Below are 21,611 nucleotides of genomic sequence, written 5' to 3'. Positions count from 1 at the left end.
GCGGTCCTCAGATCTTCCGGCGGTGGTACGGGGCCCACGGGCGCCTGATCAGTGTCGTCGAACGGGCACTCAGGTCCGTGTACCAGAATGACCCGCATGGCCACGACCCCGGCGTTGCCCACCCGGTCCAGCCCGGCGCAGAACGACCCCGTGGTCGCGGGCGCCAGCGAGCTGATCGGGGGGCCGCCGGGGCGGCACGCCGTCGTTGGTACCACGCGGACATGGTGGAGCCCGCTTAGGGTGCTGATGCTCTTCGTGGTCATCACCTGCGTGCTCGGCTACGCGCAGAAGTCCGGCTGCCGCGACACCCGTAACTGGACGGACGAGTACCAGTACACCCGGATGTGCTATTCGGACGTGGTCGCCCTCTACAGCCAGGAGGGCCTGGTAGACGGCAAGATCCCCTATCTGGACTACCCCACCGAGTACCCGCCGCTCATCGGCGCGGCGATGCAGCTCGTCTCCTCGTTCGCCGGCCTCGGCTCCGCGCCCGTCGCCGTCTTCCGCACCGAGGGCGGGCCGCCCGGCGCCCAGGTCTTCGACCACTACTCGATGGACACCCGCTCGGCGCTGTTCTACGACTTCACCGCGCTGCTGTTCCTGATCGCCGCCTGCGTGGCCGTCGCCTGCACCGCGATGACGGCCGGCCAGCGCCGGGTGTGGGACGCGGCCCTGCTCGCGCTGGCGCCGATGCTCGCGCTGCACCTGCTGACCAACTGGGACATCCTCGCCGTGGCCTTCGCCGCCGGCGGCCTGCTCGCCTGGTCACGCCAAGCGCCGCGGCTGGCGGGCATCCTGTTCGGCCTCGGCATCGTCACGAAGCTCTACCCGGTGTTCTTCCTTGTCGGCCTGGCGGTGCTGTGCCTGCGCGCCGGGCGGCTGCGCCCGCTGGTGCGCAGCGTGCTCTACGCGGCCGGCACGGTGGTCCTGGTGTTGCTGCCGGTGTGGCTCACCGCCGGCTACTTCAACGGGACGGACAAGGTCAGCGACGGCATCTGGTCCACCTTCTGGGGCGGTGGGAACTGGACCGCGCTGCTTGACGGCGAGTACGCGGGCGGGCACAACGGCCTGCAGCGCTTCTTCGAGCTCAACTCCGAGCGCGGCGCCGACTGGGACTCGCTCGCCTTCGCCCTGTCCTGGGCCGCCGGGAAGTACGACACCGGCTGGTTCGCGCCGGCGCACCTCGTCGTGATGCTCCTCGGCCTCGCCGCCGTCGGGGCGCTCGCCGCGGTGGCGCTGCGCAACTGGCCCTGGCGGGCCCCGCGGATCATCGGTGCGGCGGCGGTGTGCTGGCTGCTGGTCGCCATCGCCACGCCGCTGCTGCTCACCGCGGTGCACAAGCACGGCATTCCCGTCGGAACCCTGAACGCGGTGACCGCGGTGGCGCTGATCCTGGCCGTCGCCGGCGTGATCGCCCTGGCGCTGCTGGCACCGCGCCGCCCGCGGGTGCCGCAGGTCGTGCTGCTCCTCGTCATCGCGTTCCTGCTGACCAACAAGGTCTTCTCGCCGCAGTACACGATCTGGCTGCTGCCCCTGGTCGCACTGGCCAGGCCCCGCTGGCGGCTGTTCCTGCTCTGGCAGGCCTGCGAGATCTGGGTGCTGTTCACCAGGTTTATGCACTTCATCTTCAACGACACCTCCGGTGCCGACGGAATCGACCGGGGCTGGTTCGTCGGCGCGGTCGTGCTGCGCGACCTCGTCCTGTGCGTGCTCGCGGCGTTCGTCGTGTCGGAGATCCTGCGGCCCGAGCGCGACGTCGTCCGCGCCGACGGACTGGACGACCCGGCCGGGGGCGTGCTCGACGGGGCACCCGATGTGCGCGGTGGGCGCCTCGGGGCTCGGACCCTGCTGCCGCTGCGCCGGGGGGCCTGGGCCGACAGCACGGCCCAGGCCGAGCCGGCCGGAGCGGCCCGGCCAGCCGAGGCGGCCCACGCAGCCGGGTCCATCACGTCCGTCCACGCCGTCCACGCCGTCCACGCTGTGCACGCCGCGCCGTCCGCTCGGTCGGTCCTGTCTGCTGAGTCCAGCCTGTCCACCGAGTCCGTCCAGTCCGGCCTGGCTGCTCCGTCCGTCCAGTCCGTCCGGCCTGCTTTGCCGCGCCTTTCACCGATCCTTCGCCCGCGGGGGGACGCAGGGTGACCTCGGAGACCCGGGAGGTCGTCGCGGCGGAGCCGGGGAAGCGGCGCGGCTGGGGCGGCTTCGGCGCGGTGCGCACTGCCTGGGCCCGGCTGCCCGCGTGCGTGCAGGCGACCCTGCCGCTGTGGGTGGCGAGCCGGGTCGCGGTGGCCCTCGCGTCGCTCGCCGGGGCGCGCCTGCTCTCCAACGGCCCGGCCCGGGACGTCCCCGGGCTGACGACGCTGTGGGACCGCTGGGATGTCGGCCTGTTCACCAAGGTGGCCCGCTACGGCTACCTCTCGCCGTCCTACTCGGACCGCACCGAGGTCGACTTCCCCGGACTGCCGCTGGCCATCCGGGCTGTGCACGTGGTCGTTCCCGACTGGATCGGTGCCGGTCTGGTGGTCTCGTTCGTGGTCGGCGCGATCGGTGTGGCCGCACTGTGGCGGCTGGCGGCCGACGAGGTGGACGACGGCGACGCGCGCTTCGCGGTCCTCGCGCTGGTGTGCTTCCCGTACGCGGTGTTCCTCTTCGCCGCTTACTCCGAAGGCTTCTTCCTCGGCTTCGCGACCGCCTCCTGGCTGGCCGCGCGCCGTGACCGATGGCTGCTCGCCGGCCTGCTGGGAGCGGCGGCGGCCTCCGCGCGGGTGACCGGCATCGCGTTCTGCGCCGCGCTCATCGTCCAGTACGTGCTGGTACGGCGCGCCGCTGGACGTCCGCTGATCGCCAGGCCGGCGCTGGCACTGGCCATCCCGCCGCTGCCGATCGCCGGCTATCTCGTCTACCTGAGGGTCCGCAGCGGGCGGTGGGACTCCTACACCGACGCCATGCACGACGGCTGGCATCGTGCCGTCGACTGGCCCTGGAACGGCTGGTCGCGGACCTGGGGCTCGGCCTTCGACGGCGACGGGGCGTCGACGTTCGTCTGGTTCTGGCGCGGCGAGCTGCTCGCGGTCGTCATCGGTGTGCTGCTCACCGGTGCCCTGATCTGGGGCAGGCGGTGGGGGGAGGCGACGTTCGTCGGGCTCATGACGGTGATCATGAGCTTCACGAACTACTACGCGTCCGGGATCCGTGGCATTCTCGTCGCCTTCCCGCTGTACCTGCTGCTCGCGCGGGCCGGTGCACGCTGGCCATGGGTGCGGGGCGCCTACGTCTGGGTGTGCGGACCGCTCATGGTGATCTTCGTCGTGGCCTTCACTCAGGGCTACTGGGTGGACTGACGCCGTGCCTCGCCGTGCCTCGTCGTGTCTCGTCGTGCCGTGGTGTCGTCCGGCCGGGGTGCGGGTCTGGGTGCGACACGGCCGAGCTGATCGGATGCGTGCCCGGCCGGCCGGACATACGCGAGGATGTGAGCCGTGACGGGCGACGACCGACAGGGTGGCAGCGCGGGGCCGACCGTGGCGCCCGTGCGCGCGAACGTGCCGCAGCGGCTGGTGGTACCGGCGGCCGCCGCCGGCGTGCTGGCCCTGCTCTTCCTGATCCTGGCGATCGTGGCGGCCGATCCGTCCCGGCACGCCCGCGGGCTGCTGGTCGTCGTCGACCTGGTCGGGGTCGTCGGGGTCGGTGTCGCGTGGGTCCGGGTCAGCCGGCTGCTGAGCCTCGCCGACCACACCGGGCGGGTCGAGTAATCTCGACCAGACATACCGTGTGCCGACGGTGCGCGCGCCTGTAGATGGCGCTCCGCTCACCGGCGCCTGGTTTCCTCCTGCCACGGGTGATTCCGTGGCCGTTAGAGTCCACAGGAGGTGGGTTCAACCTTGCCACGCCACTATGAACTGATGGTGATCCTCGACCCCGAGCTCGAGGAGCGTACGGTCGCTCCCTCGCTCGACCAGTACCTCAATGTCGTCCGCCAGGGCGGCGGGGTCGTCGAGAAGGTCGACGTCTGGGGCCGGCGCAGGCTCTCCTACGAGATCGCGAAGAGCTACGAGGGCATCTACGCGGTCATCGACCTGCACACCGAGCCGGCCATCGTCGCCGAGCTGGACCGCCAGCTCGTGCTGAACGAGTCGGTCATCCGCACCAAGGTGATCCGGCTGCCCGAGCCGAAGGCTCCGCGGGCCCCCCGCCGGGCAGCGGCGTGACGCGAGCCGCCCGTTCGGCGCGCAGCGCGCCGGCACGGGCCGTCCAGCGAGGGGAGCGTGATCATGGCCGGTGAGACGGTGATCACGGTCGTCGGCAACCTGACCAGCGATCCCGAACTGCGTTTCACGCCGAACGGCGCCGCGGTCGCGAGCTTCACGGTCGCGGCGACCCCGCGCACACTCGATCGCAACACGAACGAGTGGAAGGACGGCGAGGCGCTCTTCCTGCGTTGCTCGATCTGGCGCCAGGCGGCCGAGAATGTCGCCGAATCCCTCACCAAGGGTTCGCGCGTGATTGTTCAGGGCCGTCTCAAGCAGCGCTCCTTCGAGACCCGCGAGGGCGAGAAGCGCACTGTCATCGAGCTTGACGTTGACGAGATCGGCCCGTCGCTGCGCTACGCCACCACGAAGGTCACCAAGGCTTCCCGCGGTGGCGGTGGCGGTGGCGGTGGCTTCGGCGGCCAGGGCGGCGGTTTCGGTGGTGGCCAGGGTGGTCCTGGCGGTCCAAGTGGTCAGGGCGGCGGCGGCTACGGCGGCGGCCAGGGTGGCCCCGGCGGCGGCTACGGCGGTGGTCAGGGCGGTGGCGGCGGCGGCGGTTACGCCGGCGGCGGCCCCGCAGACGACCCGTGGTCACAGCCAGCTGGCGGCTATTCCGACGAACCCCCGTTCTAAGGCGGTCGAATGTCTTCAACGCGCGATCGGAACTCGCGTAACCAAAGAGGTAGGAGCACATCCATGGCCAAGGCGGCCGTGCGCAAGCCCAAGAAGAAGGTTTGCGTCTTCTGTAAGGACAAGGTTCACTACATCGATTACAAGGACACCTCGCTGCTCCGCAAGTTCATCTCGGACCGCGGGAAGATCCGCGCCCGCCGGGTGACCGGTAACTGCAGCCAGCACCAGCGTGACGTGGCGACCGCGGTGAAGAACAGCCGCGAGATGGCGCTGCTTCCGTACACCTCGACGGCTCGCTGAGGGGGATGAGATGAAGCTCGTCCTCACCCAGGAGGTCCCCGGCCTCGGTAGCCCGGGGGACATCGTCGACGTGGCCGACGGCTACGGGCGCAACTACCTGGTGCCGCGCAAGTACGCGATCCTCGCGACCCGCGGCGCCGAGCGTCAGGTCGCGCAGATCAAGCGGGCGCGGGACGCGCGCGCTGTGCGTGACCTCGACCACGCCAAGGAGATCGCCGGCCAGCTGGCCGGTCTGTCCGTGCGGCTGACCGGCCGCGCGGGCAAGGAGGGCCGGCTGTTCGGCTCGGTGACCGCGGCTGACGTCGTCGCCGCCGTCACCAACGCCGGGGGCCCGGAGCTGGACCGCCGCCGCGTCGAGCTGAGCACGCCGATCAAGGCGCTCGGCTCGCACTCCGTCTCGGTCCACCTGCACCCGGAGATCACCGCGAAGCTGACCGTTCAGGTCGTCTCGGCCTGACTTCGCCACCGGTGTCGCGGCTGCCCCCTCGCCGGGGGCGCCGCGGCACCGGTGACGGTCCATCCGCGGCGCCACGCCTTGTCGTCGGCGCCGCGTTTCTTTGCCGCTGCCACGTGTAGATCACTGTGGATCGGTGTCCGGTCGGCGTGTGCGCCCAGGAGGCGGAAGCGGCAGCGGGACACTTGAGGCGAACGGGATCGGCGTCCACTGGGCGTTCGGTCCGTCTGGTGACCTGGTGACCTGGTGATGTGGTGGCGGGGGCCAGCTGCGGAGGGCGAGATCGGACGTTAGGGCGATATAGCCCGAATGGGCCAGCCGGCGCAGTAGCCCGAAAGTCGGCTGAACTATTTTCCGTCCACAGGTTGGATCGGGCCGCTGGCCGTTGCGCGCTGCGGGTTCGCGTCAGGATCGCTGGGCCCTGTCCACAACCGGGCGGGGCACTATCCCGAGGTGGTCCCCAGATCTTCCGCAGTTACCAACAGGTTGTCCACAGGGTGCTGTGGACAACTTTTTGGAGCCTCCCTGTGTCTGCGCCTACTGTCGGACCCTCCACACTGGCTAGCTATCCCCTGGATCGGGATAGTCCGTACGGGCGGGGGATTAATGATCTTGAGGTGGTCGGGCGGACGGGCGAGTTGACAGGTCCCGCAGGCCAATCGAACATAGGTTCGATTTCGGTGGCTGGGGCGGGCCTGCGTCGGGTGGGCCCGCCGTCGACGGGCCGGGTTCGGGTGGGCCCAGGGCGGGGGGGTAGGGCGTGAGCGTCACCGATATCAATCGCGGGTCCGGAGCGCCGGTCGAGTTCGACCGGACCCCGCCGCACGATCTCCCGGCCGAGCAGAGCGTGCTCGGCGGGATGCTGCTCTCGAAGGACGCGATCGCCGACGTCGTCGAGGTGCTCACCGCGAACGACTTCTACCGGCCGGCACACGCGACCGTGTTCGAGACGATCGGTGATCTCTACGGGCGGGGTGAGCCGGCCGACGTCATCAGCGTCGCCGCCGAGCTCGGCCGGCAGAACCTGCTGGAGCGGGTCGGTGGGCCCGCCTACATGCACACGTTGATCTCCAGCGTCCCGACCGCGGCGAACGCCGGCTACTACGCCCGGATCGTCGCGGAGAAGGCCGTCCTGCGCCGGCTCGCCGAAGCCGGTACCCGCATCGTCCAGCTCGCCTTCGGCCCCGCACCCGACGTGAGCGAGGTCGTCGACCGGGCCCAGGCCGCCGTGTACGAGGTGACGGAGCGGCGGTCCAGTGATGACTACACCCCCCTCGGGGAGCTGCTCAACCCGGCGCTGGAGGAGATCGAGGCCATCCAGGGCCATGACGGGGCGCTCACCGGCGTCCCGACCGGCTTCACCGACCTCGACGAGCTCACCAACGGCCTGCACGGCGGCCAGCTCTGGATCGTCGCGGCCCGGCCCGCGGTCGGAAAGTCCACCCTGGGCCTGGACTTCGCCCGGGCCGCGTCCATCAAGAACGGGATGACATCGGTCATCTTCTCGCTGGAGATGAGCCGCATGGAGATCACCATGCGGCTGCTCTCCGCGGAGGCGCGGGTGTCGCTGCAGAACATCCGCACCGGTCGGCTCACGGACGACGACTGGGGCCGGCTCGCCCGGCGGATGGGCGAGGTCGCGGAGGCGCCGCTGTACATCGACGACAGCCCGAACCTCACGATGATGGAGATCCGGGCCAAGGCCCGGCGCCTCAAGCAGCGCAACGACCTGCGCCTGGTCATCCTCGACTACCTGCAGCTCATGTCGTCGCCGAAGAAGGTGGAGAGCCGCCAGCAGGAGGTCAGCGAGATCTCGCGGTCACTGAAGCTGCTGGCGAAGGAGCTGGAGGTTCCGGTCGTGGCGATCTCGCAGCTCAACCGTGCCTCCGAGCAGCGGGCCGACAAGCGCCCGCAGGTGTCCGACCTGCGTGAGTCCGGAAGCCTCGAGCAGGACGCCGACGCGGTCATCCTGCTGTACCGCGAGGACGCGGTGGAGAAGGAGTCCGCCCGCGCCGGCGAGGCCGACCTCATCATCGCCAAGCACCGTAACGGCCCCACCGGCACGGTGACGGTCGCGTTCCAGGGCCACTACTCGCGCTTCGTCGACATGGCCAACTGATCGCAGGTCGCGTCACGACCGCATCGCAGCGTCGGACCACGGGCAAACGTGCCACTGGTCGTGGCAGCCGGCCTGAAGTCCCCGGTCCTCGGTGACAGACTGGACGCCATGAGCGTTTCCGGTGTTCCCCCGCGCGACTCCGGGGTGGTCGAGGTCGCGAGGTTCGAAGTCAGGCCTGGCAGCGAGGACGACTTCGCGGCCGCCTATCGGCTTGTCCGCCACGAGCTGGTCAGCACCCCTGGATGCCGGTCCGTCCGGATGACGCGGGGTGTCGAGTCGCCGTCCCGGTTCGTGCTGCTCGTCGACTGGGACAGCCTGGAGGCACACACCGAGACGTTCCGCGGCTCCGACCGGTTCACCCGGTGGCGGGCGGCGCTGTCGCCGTTCTTCGCCGGTGACCCGTCGGTGGAACACGTCGTGGCGATCGCGGACCGCCCGGAGCCGGCCGCGCCGGGCTCGTCGGCCTAGCGCGCCCCGGGCCAGCCTGAACCGATGGCCACGTTCTTCGAGTACCTCGTCTTCGCTCCGCTCACCGCCGTCTTCTTCGGTTTCCTTCTGTGGCTGTTCGTCGCGATCGTGCTGCGCAGGGTGGTCGAGCGGGTGAGGTTCCGCCCGATCGTCTTCTTCGTGACCGGCTACGCCTTCATCGGTGTGCTGAGCGTCTACCAGCTGATCGGGTACGAGAACCACGACGTCGCGCCGCTGCTGGGCACCGTCGCCTCGTTGGTCCTCGTGGTGCTGATCAACCGGTGGTGGCGAGGCCGGCACGGGTCGAGAACGGTCGCGCGCTTCAACCGGGCGACGGGGCCACAGCCGGGTTCGCGACTGCTCGGAGGTCCAGTCGGGTACGGCACCGCCCAGCCGGGGGGTGCGCCCGGCGTTCCCGGAGCACCGGGAGCGCCCGGAGCACCCGGAACGCCGGGGGTGCCCGGAGCGCCGGGGGTGGCTGGCCCATATGGGCCGTACGGTCCGCCGGGGTACCCGCACTACCCGGGGAGCGGTCCGGGCGTCCCGGGGTATCAGGGGTATCCACCCCACTACCCGGGGTACCCGGGTAATGCGGGTCAGGTCGCCCACCCGGGCTACCCCGGAGCCGCGACGCCGGCCGGTGAGCCGTTCGTCCCGCCGCACGGCCGGCCTGATGAGCCGGGCTGGACGCCCGCCCCCCAGCCGCCGCCGGGCGCCGGCCGTCGGGCCGGCTACCCGCTCGCGGCACCGCCGCCGGAAGCAGGCACTGGTCTGCCCGGGACTCCCCCACCCGGTTCCGCGGAACCGGCCCGCGGTTCCGCGGAACCGGCGCCCGGGGACGCTGCCCATGGGAATCCGTCAACGCCAGGCCTGTTCCCCGAAGCCGACGTGCCGGTGCCGGAGACGCCGGTGCCGGATCCCGACCGGCCGGATCCGAACGCGCAAGCGGATATCGATCCGACCTGGCTGGAGTTCCTGGCCACCGAGTCCGGCGGCTCCGGTCTCGGCCCCGGTTCCGGTTTCGGCCCTGGCCCCGACTCCGCCTCGGGTTCCGGTCCCGGCCGGCCCAGCGGGCCCGACAGGCCACCGGGGCCGGGTGGGCCTGACCGACCTGGCCGCACCGGTCGGCGAGGCACGTCCGGGCCGCCCTCGGCGCCGAACGGACCGACGGGTCCGTCGGACATCGACGACATCGACGACATCGACGACACCGACGGGACCGACGACCCGGGTTCCGGCCCGGGCCGAGGCTGGACGCCCTGACCGGCACCGTGGCCGTCCCGACGACGTCCCGACGGATGCAAGGCGTAGCCTGAGCGGTGGCGAGCCTCCGGACCGGGGCGCGCCTGGAGTGTCTGCGGTCGGCTCGGGAACCTCGGTGTCGGCCCCGCTGTGCGGGCGATGCGGACGATGCGGATCGGTGCCCACCCGCCCGAGCCCAGGTCTGGCGTCCCGAGCACACCGTCCGTTCGTGCCCCGTAATTCCAGCCCAGAGGTCGAGATGCCCGCTCTGCGTTCCCGCACCACCACCCACGGCCGCAACATGGCCGGTGCCCGCGCTCTCTGGCGGGCCACCGGCATGACGGATGACGACTTCGGCAAGCCGATCGTCGCGATCGCGAACAGCTTCACGCAGTTCGTCCCGGGTCACGTCCACCTGCGTGACCTGGGGACGATCGTCGCGGACGCGGTGGTCGAGGCCGGTGCCGTGGCCAAGGAGTTCAACACCATCGCGGTGGACGACGGGATCGCGATGGGCCACGGCGGCATGCTGTACTCCCTGCCGTCCCGGGAGATCATCGCGGACAGCGTCGAGTACATGGTCAACGCGCACTGCGCCGACGCGCTGGTCTGCATCTCCAACTGTGACAAGATCACCCCGGGCATGCTGCTGGCCGCGCTGCGGCTGAACATCCCCACCGTGTTCGTGTCCGGCGGGGCGATGGAGTCGGGGCAGGCCGTCATCACCGGCGGGGTGGCCCGCTCCCGGCTGGACCTGATCGACGCGATGATCGCCGCGGTGAACCCGGCGGTGAGTGACGAGCAGCTCGACACCATCGAGCGTTCCGCCTGCCCGACCTGCGGTTCCTGTTCCGGGATGTTCACCGCGAACTCGATGAACTGCCTGACCGAGGCGCTGGGCCTGGCGCTGCCGGGCAACGGGTCGGCGCTGGCGACCTCCGCGGCGCGCCGCGGTCTGTTCGTCGAGGCCGGCCGTCTGGTCGTCGACCTGGCCCGGCGCTACTACGAGAAGGACGACGAGGCCGTCCTTCCGCGCTCGATCGCGACCGCGGCCGCGTTCCGCAACGCCTTCACGGTGGACGTCGCGATGGGCGGCTCCACGAACACGGTGCTGCACCTGCTCGCCGCCGCCGTCGAGGCCGGTGTCGACGTCACGCTCGACGACATCGACCAGATCTCCCGGTCGGTGGCCTGCCTGTGCAAGGTGGCGCCGAGCTCGACCGACTACTACATGGAGGACGTCCACCGGGCCGGCGGGATCCCGGCGATCCTCGGTGAGCTCGACCGCGGTGGGCTGCTCGACCCGAACGTGCACAGTGTGCACGCGGCGAGCCTGCGCGAGTTCCTCGACCGCTGGGACGTGCGCGGCGCGGATCCGTCCCCGGACGCGGTCGAGCTGTTCCACGCGGCGCCCGGCGGGGTGCGTACCGTCGAGCCGTTCAGCTCGACGAACCGGTGGGACACCCTCGACACCGATGCGGAGAAGGGCTGCATCCGCTCGGTGGCGCACGCCTACTCGGCCGACGGTGGTCTCGCTGTGCTCCGTGGCAACCTGGCGCCCGACGGCGCCGTGGTGAAGACCGCCGGCGTCCCCGAGAGCCAGTGGTCGTTCCGCGGTCCGGCTGTGGTGGTGGAAAGCCAGGAGGCCGCGGTCGACGCGATCCTGAACAAGGTCGTCAAGGCCGGCGATGTGATCATCGTCCGCTACGAGGGCCCCCGCGGCGGCCCGGGCATGCAGGAGATGCTCTACCCGACCGCGTTCCTCAAGGGCCGTGGGCTCGGCCCGCAGTGCGCTCTGATCACCGACGGCCGTTTCTCCGGCGGCAGCTCGGGCCTGTCGATCGGCCATGTCTCGCCGGAGGCGGCGCACGGCGGGCCGATCGCGCTGGTGCGTGACGGCGACATCGTCGAGATCGACATCCCGACCCGGCGGCTGGAGCTGCTGGTGCCGGAGGAGGAGCTCGCTGCGCGCCGGGCGGAGATCGAGGCCGGTGCCGGCTACCGCCCGGTGGGCCGGGAGCGCCAGGTGTCGGCCGCGCTGCGCGCGTACGCGGCGATGGCGACCTCGGCGTCGACCGGCGCCGCCCGCGACGTCCGGCTGATCACCGGCTGATCAGCGGCTGGGTCCTGACGACCGGCCTGGCGGCCGTCCCGGCTCAGGCCGGGACGGCCAGCGTCAGCGCGAAGTCGCCGTCCGGGTCGGTCCACTGCGCGCTGGTGCCGAGGCCGGCCGCCGCGAGTTCGGCCCGGATGCCTTCGAGCGTGAACTTGGCGCTGATCTCGGTGCGCATCTGCTCGTCCGCGCCGAAGCGGGTGACCAGGCCGAGGGCGCGCACGCTGACCTCCTGCTCGCGGACGCTGCGCAGCCGCATCTCGATCCAGGAGTTCTCCGGATCCCAGGCCGCGACGTGCGCGAAGCCGCGCAGGTCGAAGTCGGCGTCGAGCTCCCGGTTGATCACGGAGAGCACGTTGCGGTTGAAGGCTGCCGTCACACCGGCGCTGTCGTCGTACGCCGCGACCAGGCGGGCGGGGTCCTTGACGAGGTCGGTGCCGAGCAGCAGCGCGTCGCCGTCGTGGAACTGGTCTCGCAGGGCGCGCAGGAACGTGCCGCGGGTCTCGGGACGCAGGTTCCCGATCGTGCCGCCGAGGAAGGCGACGAGCCGCCGGTCGGCCGCCACGCCGCCCGCGCTCCCGCTGTCGCCGCTCGCGGAGCCGGGGAGGAAGGCCAGGTGGCGTTCGAAGTCGCCGACCACGGCGTGCACGGACGTGCCCGGGTAGGAGCGGAGGATCTCCTGGCCCGCCCGCAACAGGGTCTCCTCGTCGACGTCGAACGGGACGAAGCGACGGAGCACCCCGGCGTTGCGCAGCGCGTCCAGGAGCAGACGGGTCTTCTCCGAGGTGCCCGAACCCAGTTCGATCAGCGTCGTCGCCGGGCAGGCCGTGGCGATCCGCGCGGCGTTGGCGGCGAGCACCGCGTGTTCGCGCCGGGTCGGGTAGTACTCGGGCAGCCGGGTGATCCGGTCGAACAGCAGGCTGCCGGTGGCGTCGTAGAACCACTTGGGCGGCAGCTCGCGCGGATTCGCGGTCAGCCCGGCGCGGACGTCGGCGGTGAGGGACGCGTGCCGTTCGGCGGCGGCGAGGTGGCGTGTGACAGTGATACCGGTGACCGGCACCGACCCCGACCCCAATCCGTTGGCTGTTGCGTCCTGCGGTCGGGTGGGCTCGTCGCGGATGCCGCTCGGGTCGCCGCCGCTGGCTCCGGCGAAGGCGGACCCGCGCGCTCCCGTGGCAGTTGCGGGTGTCCTGGATGTCAACGTGGGCCCTCCGTCTACTCGTGCGACTCACAGTAGCCGTTCTAAGAGATCAAACTACTAAGAGTGACTTTGCGTGTGTCGGCCACCAGGAGATGTAGGTCGGGTACGTCGAACCAGCCCGAACTGTCGCCGTTGTTGCTGTTGCCGCTGTCGTCGCTGTCACCTTTGTCGTCGCTGTCATCGCTGGCGCTGTCGCTGTCATCGCTGTCGTCGTCGTCCGGCTCACTCGCGACGAGAACGCCGTCCGGCCCCGCCCGGTAGCTGAGGGTGTCCCGCCAGGTGGTGGCCACGATCTGGGTGCCATCCGTGACCAGGAGGTTGAGCCGGGCCGGGGTCCCGTCCGGTTCGGTGAGCTCACTCAGGGTCAGTACGACATCCGCCACGGCCTTCGGCAGTGGCAGCCGGGACGTGCTCTCCCAGAGCAGGGCGGCCACGATGGCCGAGTCGCAGCGGGAGTCCGGCACCGGTGCGCCGGGCCGGGCCAGCAGCTCACTCATCGCGGCCTCGGCGTTCACCCGGCCGTTGTGGCTCATCAGCAGCGTGCCGTGGGTGAACGGCGCCGTCGCGGTCTCCTCCACCGGCATGCCGACAGTCGCGCTGCGCACGGCGGCGAGCACACAGGACGAACTGATCGTTCCCGCGATCGATTCGTACGAGGCATCCGTCCACATGGGCACGGCGCGTCGGTAACGCGCCGGTTCCGGGCGCAGCGCCGGTGTGTACCAGCCGACTCCGAAACCGTCTGCGTTGATGGTTCCGTGCCGCATCCGGCGTGGCGCCCAGGACTGGCGCAGCAGGCCGAACGGCGGGTCGACGGTGAGCGCCGCGAGCGTGCGAGGTGCCCCGAGCCAGGCCAGATGGCGGCACACAGGTGCCCCCTTCCTCAGGATGGCCCGGCGTCGCGCGCGAGCCGGAACCCGGCGAAGATCTGCCTGCGGATCGGAAAGTCCCAGTTGCGGAACGTGGACCGGACCGCACTGGAGTGGGTCGCCCAGGAACCGCCACGCAACACCCGATAACGGGCGGACTCGCCGCCCTGAGGATAGAAGACCTCGCTGTACTCCCGATACGGGAACGAGGCGAATCCGGGATACGGAGTGAATCCGCTCGCGGTCCACTCCCATACGTCCCCGATCATCTGTTCGGCTCCGCACGGGCTGGCCCCGGCCGGCCGGCTACCGACCGGTGTGGGCCTGGCCCGCCCGTGCCCCAGGTTCGCAAGCTCGGACGTCGGGTCGGTGTCGCCCCATGGATACCGCCGTGAACGCCCGGTGACAGGGTCGTGCGCGCAGGCCTTCTCCCACTCGGCCTCCGTGGGCAGCCGCCGCCCGGCCCAGCGGGCGTGCGCCTCGGCCTCATACCAGCACACATGCTGCACCGGCTCGTCCGGCGGGACGGGCTCGACCCGCCCGAAGCGCTGTCGCGTCCACACATCGCCGTCGCGGGACCAGAACAGCGGCGCGCTCAGATGCTCCGCGCAGCGCCAGGCCCAGCCGTCGGCCGACCAGAGACGCTCGTCGTCATAGCCGCCGTCGGCGATGAACTCCATCTGCGCCCGGTTCGTGACCGGGAACCGGCCGATGTGGAAGGCGGGCAGGTGGACGGTGTGCGCGGGCCGTTCGTTGTCGTAGGCCCACGGTTCGGTCGACGTCCCCATCGTGAACTCGCCGGCCGGGACGAGGACCTCGCCCGCGTCGCCCGCCGCCCGTGCCGAGATGCCGGCGGTTGCTCCGTCCGGGCCCTCTCCGCCCGGGCCGTCTGCGTGCGGGCCGTCTGTGTCCGCGGGGTCCGCCAGGACGGGCGGCCCCGTGCGTAGCTGCAGCGTGGCGAGCATCGTCTCGTCGTGCTGGTGCTCGTGCTGGATGACCATGCCGTACACGAACGAGTCGGCCAGCAGCCGGTTCCGCGGAACCGGCTCCGCCCCTGCCCCTGCCCCTGCCCCTGTCCTCGCCCCCGCCTCGGCGCCGGGACGTGGCAGCAGCAGATCGGGCTCCAGCGCGGCGAGGACGTCCAGCACCCGGGCGCGGACGTCCCGCAGGTAGCCACGGGCCTCGGCCGGGCCGAGCAGCGGCAGGGACGTCCGGGTGGCCCGCTTGTGCCGGAACGCGTCGTAGATGTCGTCCAGCCCGGCGTGCAGCTCCCTGGCCTCGGTCAGCGCGCGCAGCAGCCAGATCTCCTCGTAGTTGCCGACGTGGGCGAGGTCCCACACCAGCGGCGACATCAGGGGGGAGTGCTGGCGCAGCAGATCGTCGTCGGTGAGGTCGGTGTAGGCCAGGGAGCGGCGCCGGGCGGCGTCGAGCTCGCCGGCCACCGCCGCCGCGGTCAGGGGACCAGGACGCACTGGGACGCCTCCTCGCGTAGCAGCTCCGCCGGCCCGCGGGCGGCGAGGCGCAGGCTCAGGTCATCGGCCGGCGAGCGTCTCCGGCGGGTGTAGCGATCCGCGAAGGCCTCGACGGCGAGGCGCAGCTCCGGATCACCGCCGGCGCGAGTGAGCGCCTCCACGGCGAGGTCGACGCACCGAACCGCCGCGCGGTGCAGCGCCGGGTCCCGCAGCCCCAGCCGGGCCGCCAGCCGGGCCCGGCCGGCGACCGCGACACTGGCCGCGAGGGCCTCGCGGGCGGCGAGCGGATCGTCGAACAGGACCGACGCGACGGCCACCGGGACCGGCCACAGCTCCGACGGCTGTGCGTCCAGGTAACGCAGCTCCAGCCAGCCGCGTGGACGGACCGGTGGGAAGAGGGTCGTCGCGTGCCAGCCGAGGTCCTGGCGCGTCGGCCGGCGGGTGCTCGGCGCGGCCCGCCCGCCCGCCAGCCAGTCGCCGAAGGTCGCCCGGTGCCCGACGGCCTGATACTCGCCGTCGTCCCCCGCGATCATCATGAGGTGGGCGTCGTGCAGGTACCGCGCCCACAGCCAGGCCAGATGGTCGGTTCCGCCGCGCGGGTTCCATTCGGTCGGCGGCACCGTCGGGTCGGGCAGGACGGGGCCGGTGCGGCTCGGGTCGATCCTGGCCCAGACCTCCTGCCGGCCGGACTGCCAGGTGAGCGGCTGGCCGGCTGGCATCGGCGACGCGGCGAACATCGCGATCAGCACCGGCTCCAGGGCGTGGGCGAGCCGGAAACGCTCGACGGTCTGCGTGACGTCGGCACCGCTGTCCAGGTTGACCTGGACGGACGCGGTGGAACACATCATCGTCAGCCCGGCCTCACCGCCGACGGCGCGGAAATGCTCCTCCATCGCTACGTACCGGGAGGCCGCCGTGTGGCGGCGCGGCGGCCGCAGCGGGTCCACCCCGAGGCCGGCCAGACCGAGGCCGTGGCGGGCGAGCGCGCCGCGAACGAGCGTGAGGTCGCCGCGCATCGCGGCGACGGCGTCCGCCAGGGCGAGCGGCGGACCGGACAGCTCGAGCTGCCCGCCCGGTTCGAAGGTGAGCCGGCTGCCGCCGGGGAGCGAGGGCAGTGAGGGCGAGGCCGGCGAGGTTGGCGAGGTTGGAGAGGCCGGCGCTCCGGCCTCCGGCCCTGGTCCTGGCCCCGGCAGGCCCGACCGGGCGGATGCCCCTGCGGTTCCGGGTGCCCCGGTGGTTCCGAGCGCCTCGATGAGGGCCGCAGCCGTCTCGTCCGGCGGGACGGAGCGGGAGGGACGTGCGACGTCGACGACGAGCCACTCGAGCTCGATGCCGACCCGGCGCATGTCCGCCCGTCCGGTGGCTCCTTCTCCGGCCGAGGCTCCCGCTCCTGCTCCGGACCCGGCCGAGCCCTCGGCTCTGGCATCGGCGCTGGTGACGTCGTGGATGGCGAGTTCGACGAGGTCGTCGAACGACCGCAGCTCCGCCGCGGCGGACTCATCGGAGGAAGCAGATGCGGATGTGATCTTTATGTGGGCCGCCTCGTCGGTCGTCTCGGGCTGACCGGTCGGGCCGTTTGGGCTGGTCCGACCCGTTTGCCTGCGTCCAGAAGCCTCAGGTGTCACGCGAAGTGGCATCGAGTGGCTCCTCTCCCTGCGCCTCGGCGACGTCGACAGGCGCCTATCGTGAGGGCGTTCTCCCCACAGCGGCGGCTCGGCTACCCCTCGTCGGGCAGCGGGCGCAGCGCCGTGGGTTGTGGGCTGTCTCCACCTGACACTCTCCACCTGACACAAGGCGTGGGGGCAGCCACCACTTCCCAGACGGGGGTGTGTACATCTTCGGTAGTTCTTTCGGTTATTCCACGCTTCCGGGCTGTTGCGGTCGCGTTTTCGATGGAAGTGTGATCCTCACGATGAAGATTGCTGGTAGCGCCCGGTGACCGGATCGCGGCAGACTCGCGGTACCCACCTGCGGTCCCCCGAAGCGCGGCGGCGGTACCGAGCTGACAGGAGGTGGTGACCGCGGACACTCATGATCGCGTGCCGGCTGGCCGGTCGGCCATGGCCGAGTACCAGCGTCGACGGCAGCTGTACGCGGCGGAGCGCGGCGACAGATCGCGACGTGTGGCCGTCGTGGCGGCTGTCGGCGCTGCCGGCGCGGGCGCGCTCGCCGGGTTTCTCTGCGGTCTGGGCGGGTTACCGGCCGTACGGGTGGCGCAGGCCGCGGTGCTCGGCGCGCTCGTGGTCCTCGGTGCGTTCGCCATCCGCTACTACCGTGTTCCACCGGAGATCGAGGCCTGGCGATTGGATGCCGAGGCCGAGCGCCGCACCGCCCGCTCCCTGGACCGGCTCGGCCGCGCCGGCTACACCGTGCTCCACGACAGGCAGCTCGCGGACTCCGCGGGCAACATCGACCACCTGGTCATCGGCCCGTCCGGAGCCTGGGTGATCGAGACCGACACCCACGGCGGTCCGATCAGGCAGAACCCGGCGGGTGTGTGGGCTGGCAAGGTGCCGCTGCGCGCCATGCTCGGTCTGGTCGCGTGGATGGGCGAGGAGGCCACCAGCCAGCTCGTCGCCGAGCTGCCCGCCGGCTGGCAGCTCGAGGCACAGTCGGTCGTCGCGTTCGCGCGGGCGGAGGTGCCGGACGGCCTCGCGCTGGTCGATGGTGTCCTGCTGTTGCCCGTGGCCGGGGTCGCGGACTACATCCTGGCCGCTGGAGTGGTGCTGCGCCCGATCGACGTCGCGCTGCTCGTCGACGTGGCGCAGCGGGTCCTGCCGGGGTACGAGGTCGCCGGGCCGCAGTCCTGGCCGACCCGCTCACGGCTGCGGGGAATGCTGCGCAGATAGCGCTGTCCGGGCCAACGGGCAGCGCTATCTGCGGCTGCTTCTGAGTAAGACCGGAGGATTCTGGTCGCTGAAACGACCAAATATCCTCCACCCTTCGAACCACGGCTCCGAGTTGGCGCTGCGGCTGGCGTTGCTGCTGGGTAAGGCCTGCGGATCGTGGTCGCGGAGACGACGAAAATCCTCCACTCTTCGCGCCTTCCCCTTCGGGCGCGCAGCCGGGGCAGGGGCGGCTGCCACGGCCCTAGTTGGGTGGCGCGTCCACGATCTGGGGGTCGCCGACCTGGATGTGGTGGACGCCGTCCCGCACGAGGGGTGGTGCCGCCCAGTGCGCCCGCGCGACGAGGTTCTCCTCGTCCTCCTCGGCCGGGTCGTGGCCCCGCTCGTCGTGGTAGGCGTGGGTCAGCTGACCCGCCGCGGGCACCGGCATCGGCGCGGGCACGCTGAAGGCCACACCGGGCGGATCGGATGTCAGCCGGGGGTTGAGCTCGGGTGGGTCGAGCTCGCTGGGGTCGAGATCGTCGGGGACGAGGTTGGTGTCGTCGACCTCGCCGTGCATCTTCGAGCCGTTGAGCACGACCGGGATCTCCAGGTCGCCGACCACGTGCTCGACGTAGAAGGCACGGTGCTGGATCAGCCAGAGGGCGTAGCCGGGGTCCAGCCGGGGCAGCAGGTCGGCGGCGACGTCCGTGAGGCCGAGTGCCTCCTTGGTGTCGGCGATCTGGTCCGACGCCTGCTTGTAGAGAATCCGGATCGCCGTCTCGGCGAGCAGGCCCTTGGCGATCTCCACCGAGTCGGGGGAGGCCGAGAGCAGGTCCGAGATGCGGTGCGCCACGATGGCGTTCGCGCAGCCCCACTGCCGCGCCAGCTTCTGCTGGGCGGACAGCCGGCGGACCAGCCCCGCGAACCGCATCAGCCGCCAGCACTCGTCGTAGACGACGTAGCGCTGCACGCCGTCCTGGCGCATCAGCGCCGCTTCCATCCAGGCCTGCGCACAGGTCATGATCAGCGCGATCATCTCGTCGCTGCCCTGGACCCGCTCCAGGTTCAGCACCGCGATCGGCTTGTCGAAGTCCAGCGGCGAGGTCGTCGGGCCGTCGAAGAGACCACCGAGTGCACCGTGCGTGAGCCGCCGCAGCGTCAGGGTCGCGTCCCGGGACGCGTCACGCAGCTCCATGGCGGTCATCGGCAGGGCCGAGCAGTCCTCCTCGGACGGGTCGGTCATCGCCTCCAGCACGTGGGGGAGCAGCGGGGTGGCCCAGCGATCCGGGTCGGCGCCGGTGATCTGCCGGGTGACGACGTCGAGCGCGAGGTCGACGGCGGTGTGCTCGGCCGGTGTCAGCGGCACGCCCTTGGCCGTCTCGATCAGCGAGGACAGCAGCGCCGAGCGGGCGCGCTTCACCTCCCGGGCCCAGTCCGCGTCCGCGATGCCCCGGGGGCGCGGTGGGGCGTCCAGGGGGTTGAGCCTGGTCGACAGGCCCGGCCCGATGTAGGTCGGCTCGCAGCCGAGGCGGCGCGCCAGCCGGGTGTACTCACCCTTCGGGTCACAGGGGACGGCGGCCTGGTAGCCGAACGCGGAACCGCGGGAGATCAGCGTCTTGAGCAGCGCGGACTTGCGCGAGCCGACGGCGCCGAACACCGCGAAGTTCGGGTTCTCGATCACCTGCTGCCGGTACAGCTCGAAGACGTCGAAGTCGAAGGAGTTGCCCGACCACACGTGCCGGCCGATGTACATGCCCGGGGCGTCGAGCCCGGAATCGACGACGAACGGGTAGATCCCGGCGATCTGCGCCGTGGTCTCCATGTGTGCCGGCAGGCGCAGTTTGTGGAAGGCGCGGCCGGCGAAGGGGCCGAGCAGCCGCGGCGGCTGGGCGCCGCGGCGCAGCGACGACTGGGCCCGGCGCATGGAGGCCCGTTCCGCGTTGGCCGCGGCCCGCTCGGCCCGCCGGGACCGCCGCTCGTGGGCCGCCTGTGCCTTCGCCTGCCGGCGGCGGCTGCGCTGGCTGCCACCGAGATCGACGTACCCGCTGGCCTGGTAGCCGGGGTCCTCGCCGGTGCCGTCGTAGCCGGTGCCGTCGTAGTCGTGGCCGTAGTCGTCGCCGGCGCCGGCGCCGTAGACGTCGTAGCCGGCGGCGCCGTGGTCGTAGCTCATGCCACCCCCACCGCGAGCGGCAGCGCCCCGATGCTGAAGCCCTGGTCCTGCTCGCCGACGAGCCGCACCATCTCCAGCCGGCTGCGCGACGCCAGGGTCTCCGCCTCACCGCAGGCGTCGGCGAGGGATTCCAGGTCGTCCGCGGAGACGGTGACGAACCCGTGGAAGCGGAACGCGCCGAAACCGGCGATCAGCTCCTGCTCGCGCCGTTCGACCTCGTCGGCCTCGGTGACGTCCCGCTGTGTCGTCACCTTGCCGACCTTGTCACGCATCTGCTGTTCGCCGATGTGCGCCATGCGACGCCGGTTCACCGCCTTCTCCGCCTTGCGACCGGGCAGCGGTTCCACCACGAGCGAGACGGTGCGCCGGCAGGTGGTCTCCATCAGCAGCGGCGCGAGGAAGGCAGCCGGGGACGGGACCCGCGGCCAGCCGTTGATCCAGTAGGTGGTGTGGAAGCCCGAGTCGGTGCGGTAGTGATCCCAGGCGTTCACCGTGCGGATGGGCCCGGCGATGGCCGGGTTGATGCCCGACGGCAGACCCTTGAGACCACCGGCGAGATCGGTGCTCGCGCCACCCCGCGCGTCGATCATCTCGATCGAGTAGGGGTCGTAGGTGGTGCGGATGACCGCGGCGAGCGCGCGGGGCGGGAGCCAGCCGACGGTGTTGATCGACGCCCGCGCCAGTGCGGCCTCCATCGTCCGCAGCTCGCTGAGCAGCACCGCGCAGGCCGCTTCGTCGCCGCCACCGGCCCGCTGGATGGCACGGCGCGCGTCCTTCGCCCGGAGCTGGAAGGACAGGTAGGTCTCATGCCGTTGCGCGACCGGGCCGGCCGCGTCGATGACCTGTTCGTAGGCCTGCGCGGCCCAGGAGTCGTCGTGGTGGCCGCGGACCCGCCAGTGCCGCTGAAGCTGGTCACCGGAGTCCGGCAGGGTCCGTTCCAGCCACTGGATGCGGGAGAGCTTGCCGCCACCACCGGTCAGGCCGGCGAGCAGTTCGCCCCAGGCGTCGACCCGGGACTGCTGATCCCCGGACTCGAGCAGGGCGAACTGGCTGCCCTTCACCTGCAGGACCGCCGTGTAGGTCTGCTTCTTCGCGTCCTTGACCACGGCCACGTACCGGCCGCCACCCACCGGGAACGACAGGATGACCAGGCCCGACAGCGGCCCCGGCAGGACCGTCCTGGAAATCCGGTCCTCGGTGGGACCGAGTCGGAAGTAGCCTCCGCGGAACACTGTCTCGCCCGTCACCTTCTGCATCGCGAAGCCGAACATGATCGGCACCCACTGGTCGAGGTTACGATCCTCCACCCGGACGAACGCGACGAAGGCGAACCCCGCGGCCAGCAGCACCCACAGGGGAACGAGTATCAACGGTGAACGCAGCGCGCCCAGCACCGACAGCATGACGCCGATGAGGAGCGCCAGCTGGGGCCAGCGCATGCCGAGGAGTACCCCGCCGCGCTCCAGGGGCCCGAATCGATAGCTGCGTTCGGATACCACGG

At 71.5% G+C, this 21,611-nt stretch carries 18 protein-coding genes; 12 read left to right on the top strand and 6 right to left on the bottom strand.

Annotation, left to right across the window (positions count from 1 at the left end; genetic code table 11):
* Window positions 1-87: 87 nt before the first annotated feature.
* The 11 genes from AWX74_RS18980 to ilvD all read left to right on the top strand — a co-directional run bounded on the left by AWX74_RS18980 (window position 88) and on the right by ilvD (window position 11,570).
* Window positions 88-2,139 carry a glycosyltransferase family 87 protein gene (locus tag AWX74_RS18980; protein ID WP_091278497.1) on the top strand — a complete coding sequence of 684 codons (2,052 nt, stop codon included), beginning with the start codon at window positions 88-90 and terminating at the stop codon, window positions 2,137-2,139.
* Window positions 2,136-3,338: a hypothetical protein gene (locus tag AWX74_RS18975; protein WP_091278494.1), complete on the top strand. Its 1,203-nt coding sequence runs from the start codon at window positions 2,136-2,138 to the stop codon at window positions 3,336-3,338. The genes AWX74_RS18980 and AWX74_RS18975 overlap by 4 nt, the downstream gene beginning before the upstream one ends.
* Before the next feature lie 135 nt (window positions 3,339-3,473).
* Window positions 3,474-3,746: a hypothetical protein gene (locus tag AWX74_RS18970; RefSeq protein WP_091278490.1), complete on the top strand. Its 273-nt coding sequence runs from the start codon at window positions 3,474-3,476 to the stop codon at window positions 3,744-3,746.
* Window positions 3,747-3,875: 129 nt separating this feature from the next.
* Window positions 3,876-4,202 (top strand): 30S ribosomal protein S6, encoded by a 327-nt coding sequence (rpsF, locus tag AWX74_RS18965; protein ID WP_255354775.1) that lies wholly within the window; start codon window positions 3,876-3,878, stop codon window positions 4,200-4,202.
* 63 nt (window positions 4,203-4,265) lie between these two features.
* Entirely contained in the window at window positions 4,266-4,874 is a 609-nt protein-coding gene (locus AWX74_RS18960) for a single-stranded DNA-binding protein (protein WP_091278628.1), read from the top strand.
* A gap of 63 nt (window positions 4,875-4,937) precedes the next feature.
* Window positions 4,938-5,174 carry a 30S ribosomal protein S18 gene (gene rpsR, locus AWX74_RS40785; protein WP_006543269.1) on the top strand — a complete coding sequence of 79 codons (237 nt, stop codon included), beginning with the start codon at window positions 4,938-4,940 and terminating at the stop codon, window positions 5,172-5,174.
* 10 nt (window positions 5,175-5,184) lie between these two features.
* Window positions 5,185-5,631, top strand: a complete 447-nt coding sequence (gene rplI / locus AWX74_RS18950) for a 50S ribosomal protein L9 (RefSeq protein ID WP_006543270.1) — start codon at window positions 5,185-5,187, stop codon at window positions 5,629-5,631.
* 757 nt (window positions 5,632-6,388) lie between these two features.
* A complete protein-coding gene (gene dnaB, locus AWX74_RS18945; RefSeq protein ID WP_054568815.1) occupies window positions 6,389-7,747 on the top strand; it encodes a replicative DNA helicase in 1,359 nt (452 codons plus the stop codon).
* Between the two features lie 108 nt (window positions 7,748-7,855).
* The gene (locus tag AWX74_RS18940) at window positions 7,856-8,215 is read left to right on the top strand and encodes an antibiotic biosynthesis monooxygenase family protein (RefSeq protein ID WP_054569145.1); all 360 of its coding nucleotides are present in this window, start codon (window positions 7,856-7,858) and stop codon (window positions 8,213-8,215) included.
* A 24-nt stretch (window positions 8,216-8,239) separates the two neighbouring features.
* The gene (locus AWX74_RS40080; protein ID WP_091278486.1) at window positions 8,240-9,478 is read left to right on the top strand and encodes a hypothetical protein; all 1,239 of its coding nucleotides are present in this window, start codon (window positions 8,240-8,242) and stop codon (window positions 9,476-9,478) included.
* Window positions 9,479-9,716: 238 nt separating this feature from the next.
* A complete protein-coding gene (gene ilvD, locus AWX74_RS18930) occupies window positions 9,717-11,570 on the top strand; it encodes a dihydroxy-acid dehydratase (RefSeq protein WP_091278483.1) in 1,854 nt (617 codons plus the stop codon).
* A gap of 43 nt (window positions 11,571-11,613) precedes the next feature.
* Here the strand turns inward: ilvD and egtD are convergent, their stop codons facing one another.
* Genes egtD through egtA form a run of 4 tightly spaced genes read right to left on the bottom strand, consistent with a single transcriptional unit; the run spans window position 11,614 to window position 16,749 of the window.
* On the bottom strand, window positions 11,614-12,771 hold the full coding sequence (gene egtD / locus AWX74_RS18925; protein ID WP_091278480.1) for an L-histidine N(alpha)-methyltransferase: 1,158 nt from the start codon (window positions 12,769-12,771) through the stop codon (window positions 11,614-11,616).
* 41 nt (window positions 12,772-12,812) lie between these two features.
* The gene (egtC, locus tag AWX74_RS18920) at window positions 12,813-13,640 is read right to left on the bottom strand and encodes an ergothioneine biosynthesis protein EgtC (protein ID WP_091278477.1); all 828 of its coding nucleotides are present in this window, start codon (window positions 13,638-13,640) and stop codon (window positions 12,813-12,815) included.
* Window positions 13,641-13,654: 14 nt separating this feature from the next.
* Complete coding sequence (egtB, locus tag AWX74_RS18915) at window positions 13,655-15,112, bottom strand: ergothioneine biosynthesis protein EgtB (RefSeq protein WP_091278474.1); 1,458 nt, start codon at window positions 15,110-15,112, stop codon at window positions 13,655-13,657.
* Window positions 15,094-16,749 carry an ergothioneine biosynthesis glutamate--cysteine ligase EgtA gene (gene egtA, locus AWX74_RS18910; protein ID WP_091278470.1) on the bottom strand — a complete coding sequence of 552 codons (1,656 nt, stop codon included), beginning with the start codon at window positions 16,747-16,749 and terminating at the stop codon, window positions 15,094-15,096. The genes egtB and egtA overlap by 19 nt, the downstream gene beginning before the upstream one ends.
* Window positions 16,750-17,172: 423 nt before the next feature.
* Between egtA and AWX74_RS18905 the strand changes: the two genes are divergently transcribed.
* A complete protein-coding gene (locus AWX74_RS18905; protein ID WP_091278467.1) occupies window positions 17,173-17,961 on the top strand; it encodes a nuclease-related domain-containing protein in 789 nt (262 codons plus the stop codon).
* Window positions 17,962-18,202: 241 nt separating this feature from the next.
* Here AWX74_RS18905 and AWX74_RS18900 read toward each other — a convergent pair whose 3' ends face one another.
* A complete protein-coding gene (locus AWX74_RS18900; protein WP_091278463.1) occupies window positions 18,203-20,110 on the bottom strand; it encodes a conjugal transfer protein TraC in 1,908 nt (635 codons plus the stop codon).
* Window positions 20,107-21,609, bottom strand: coding sequence for a PrgI family protein (locus tag AWX74_RS18895; RefSeq protein ID WP_091278460.1), 1,503 nt, complete (start codon window positions 21,607-21,609; stop codon window positions 20,107-20,109). Before AWX74_RS18895 ends, AWX74_RS18900 begins: the two co-directional genes overlap by 4 nt.
* Between the last annotated feature and the right edge of the window lie 2 nt (window positions 21,610-21,611).

Source organism: Parafrankia irregularis (assembly GCF_001536285.1).
GTDB lineage: Bacteria > Actinomycetota > Actinomycetes > Frankiales > Frankiaceae > Parafrankia > Parafrankia irregularis.
The sequence above is the reverse complement of the archived record's forward strand: the minus strand, read 5'-3'. Positions and strand labels throughout refer to the sequence as shown.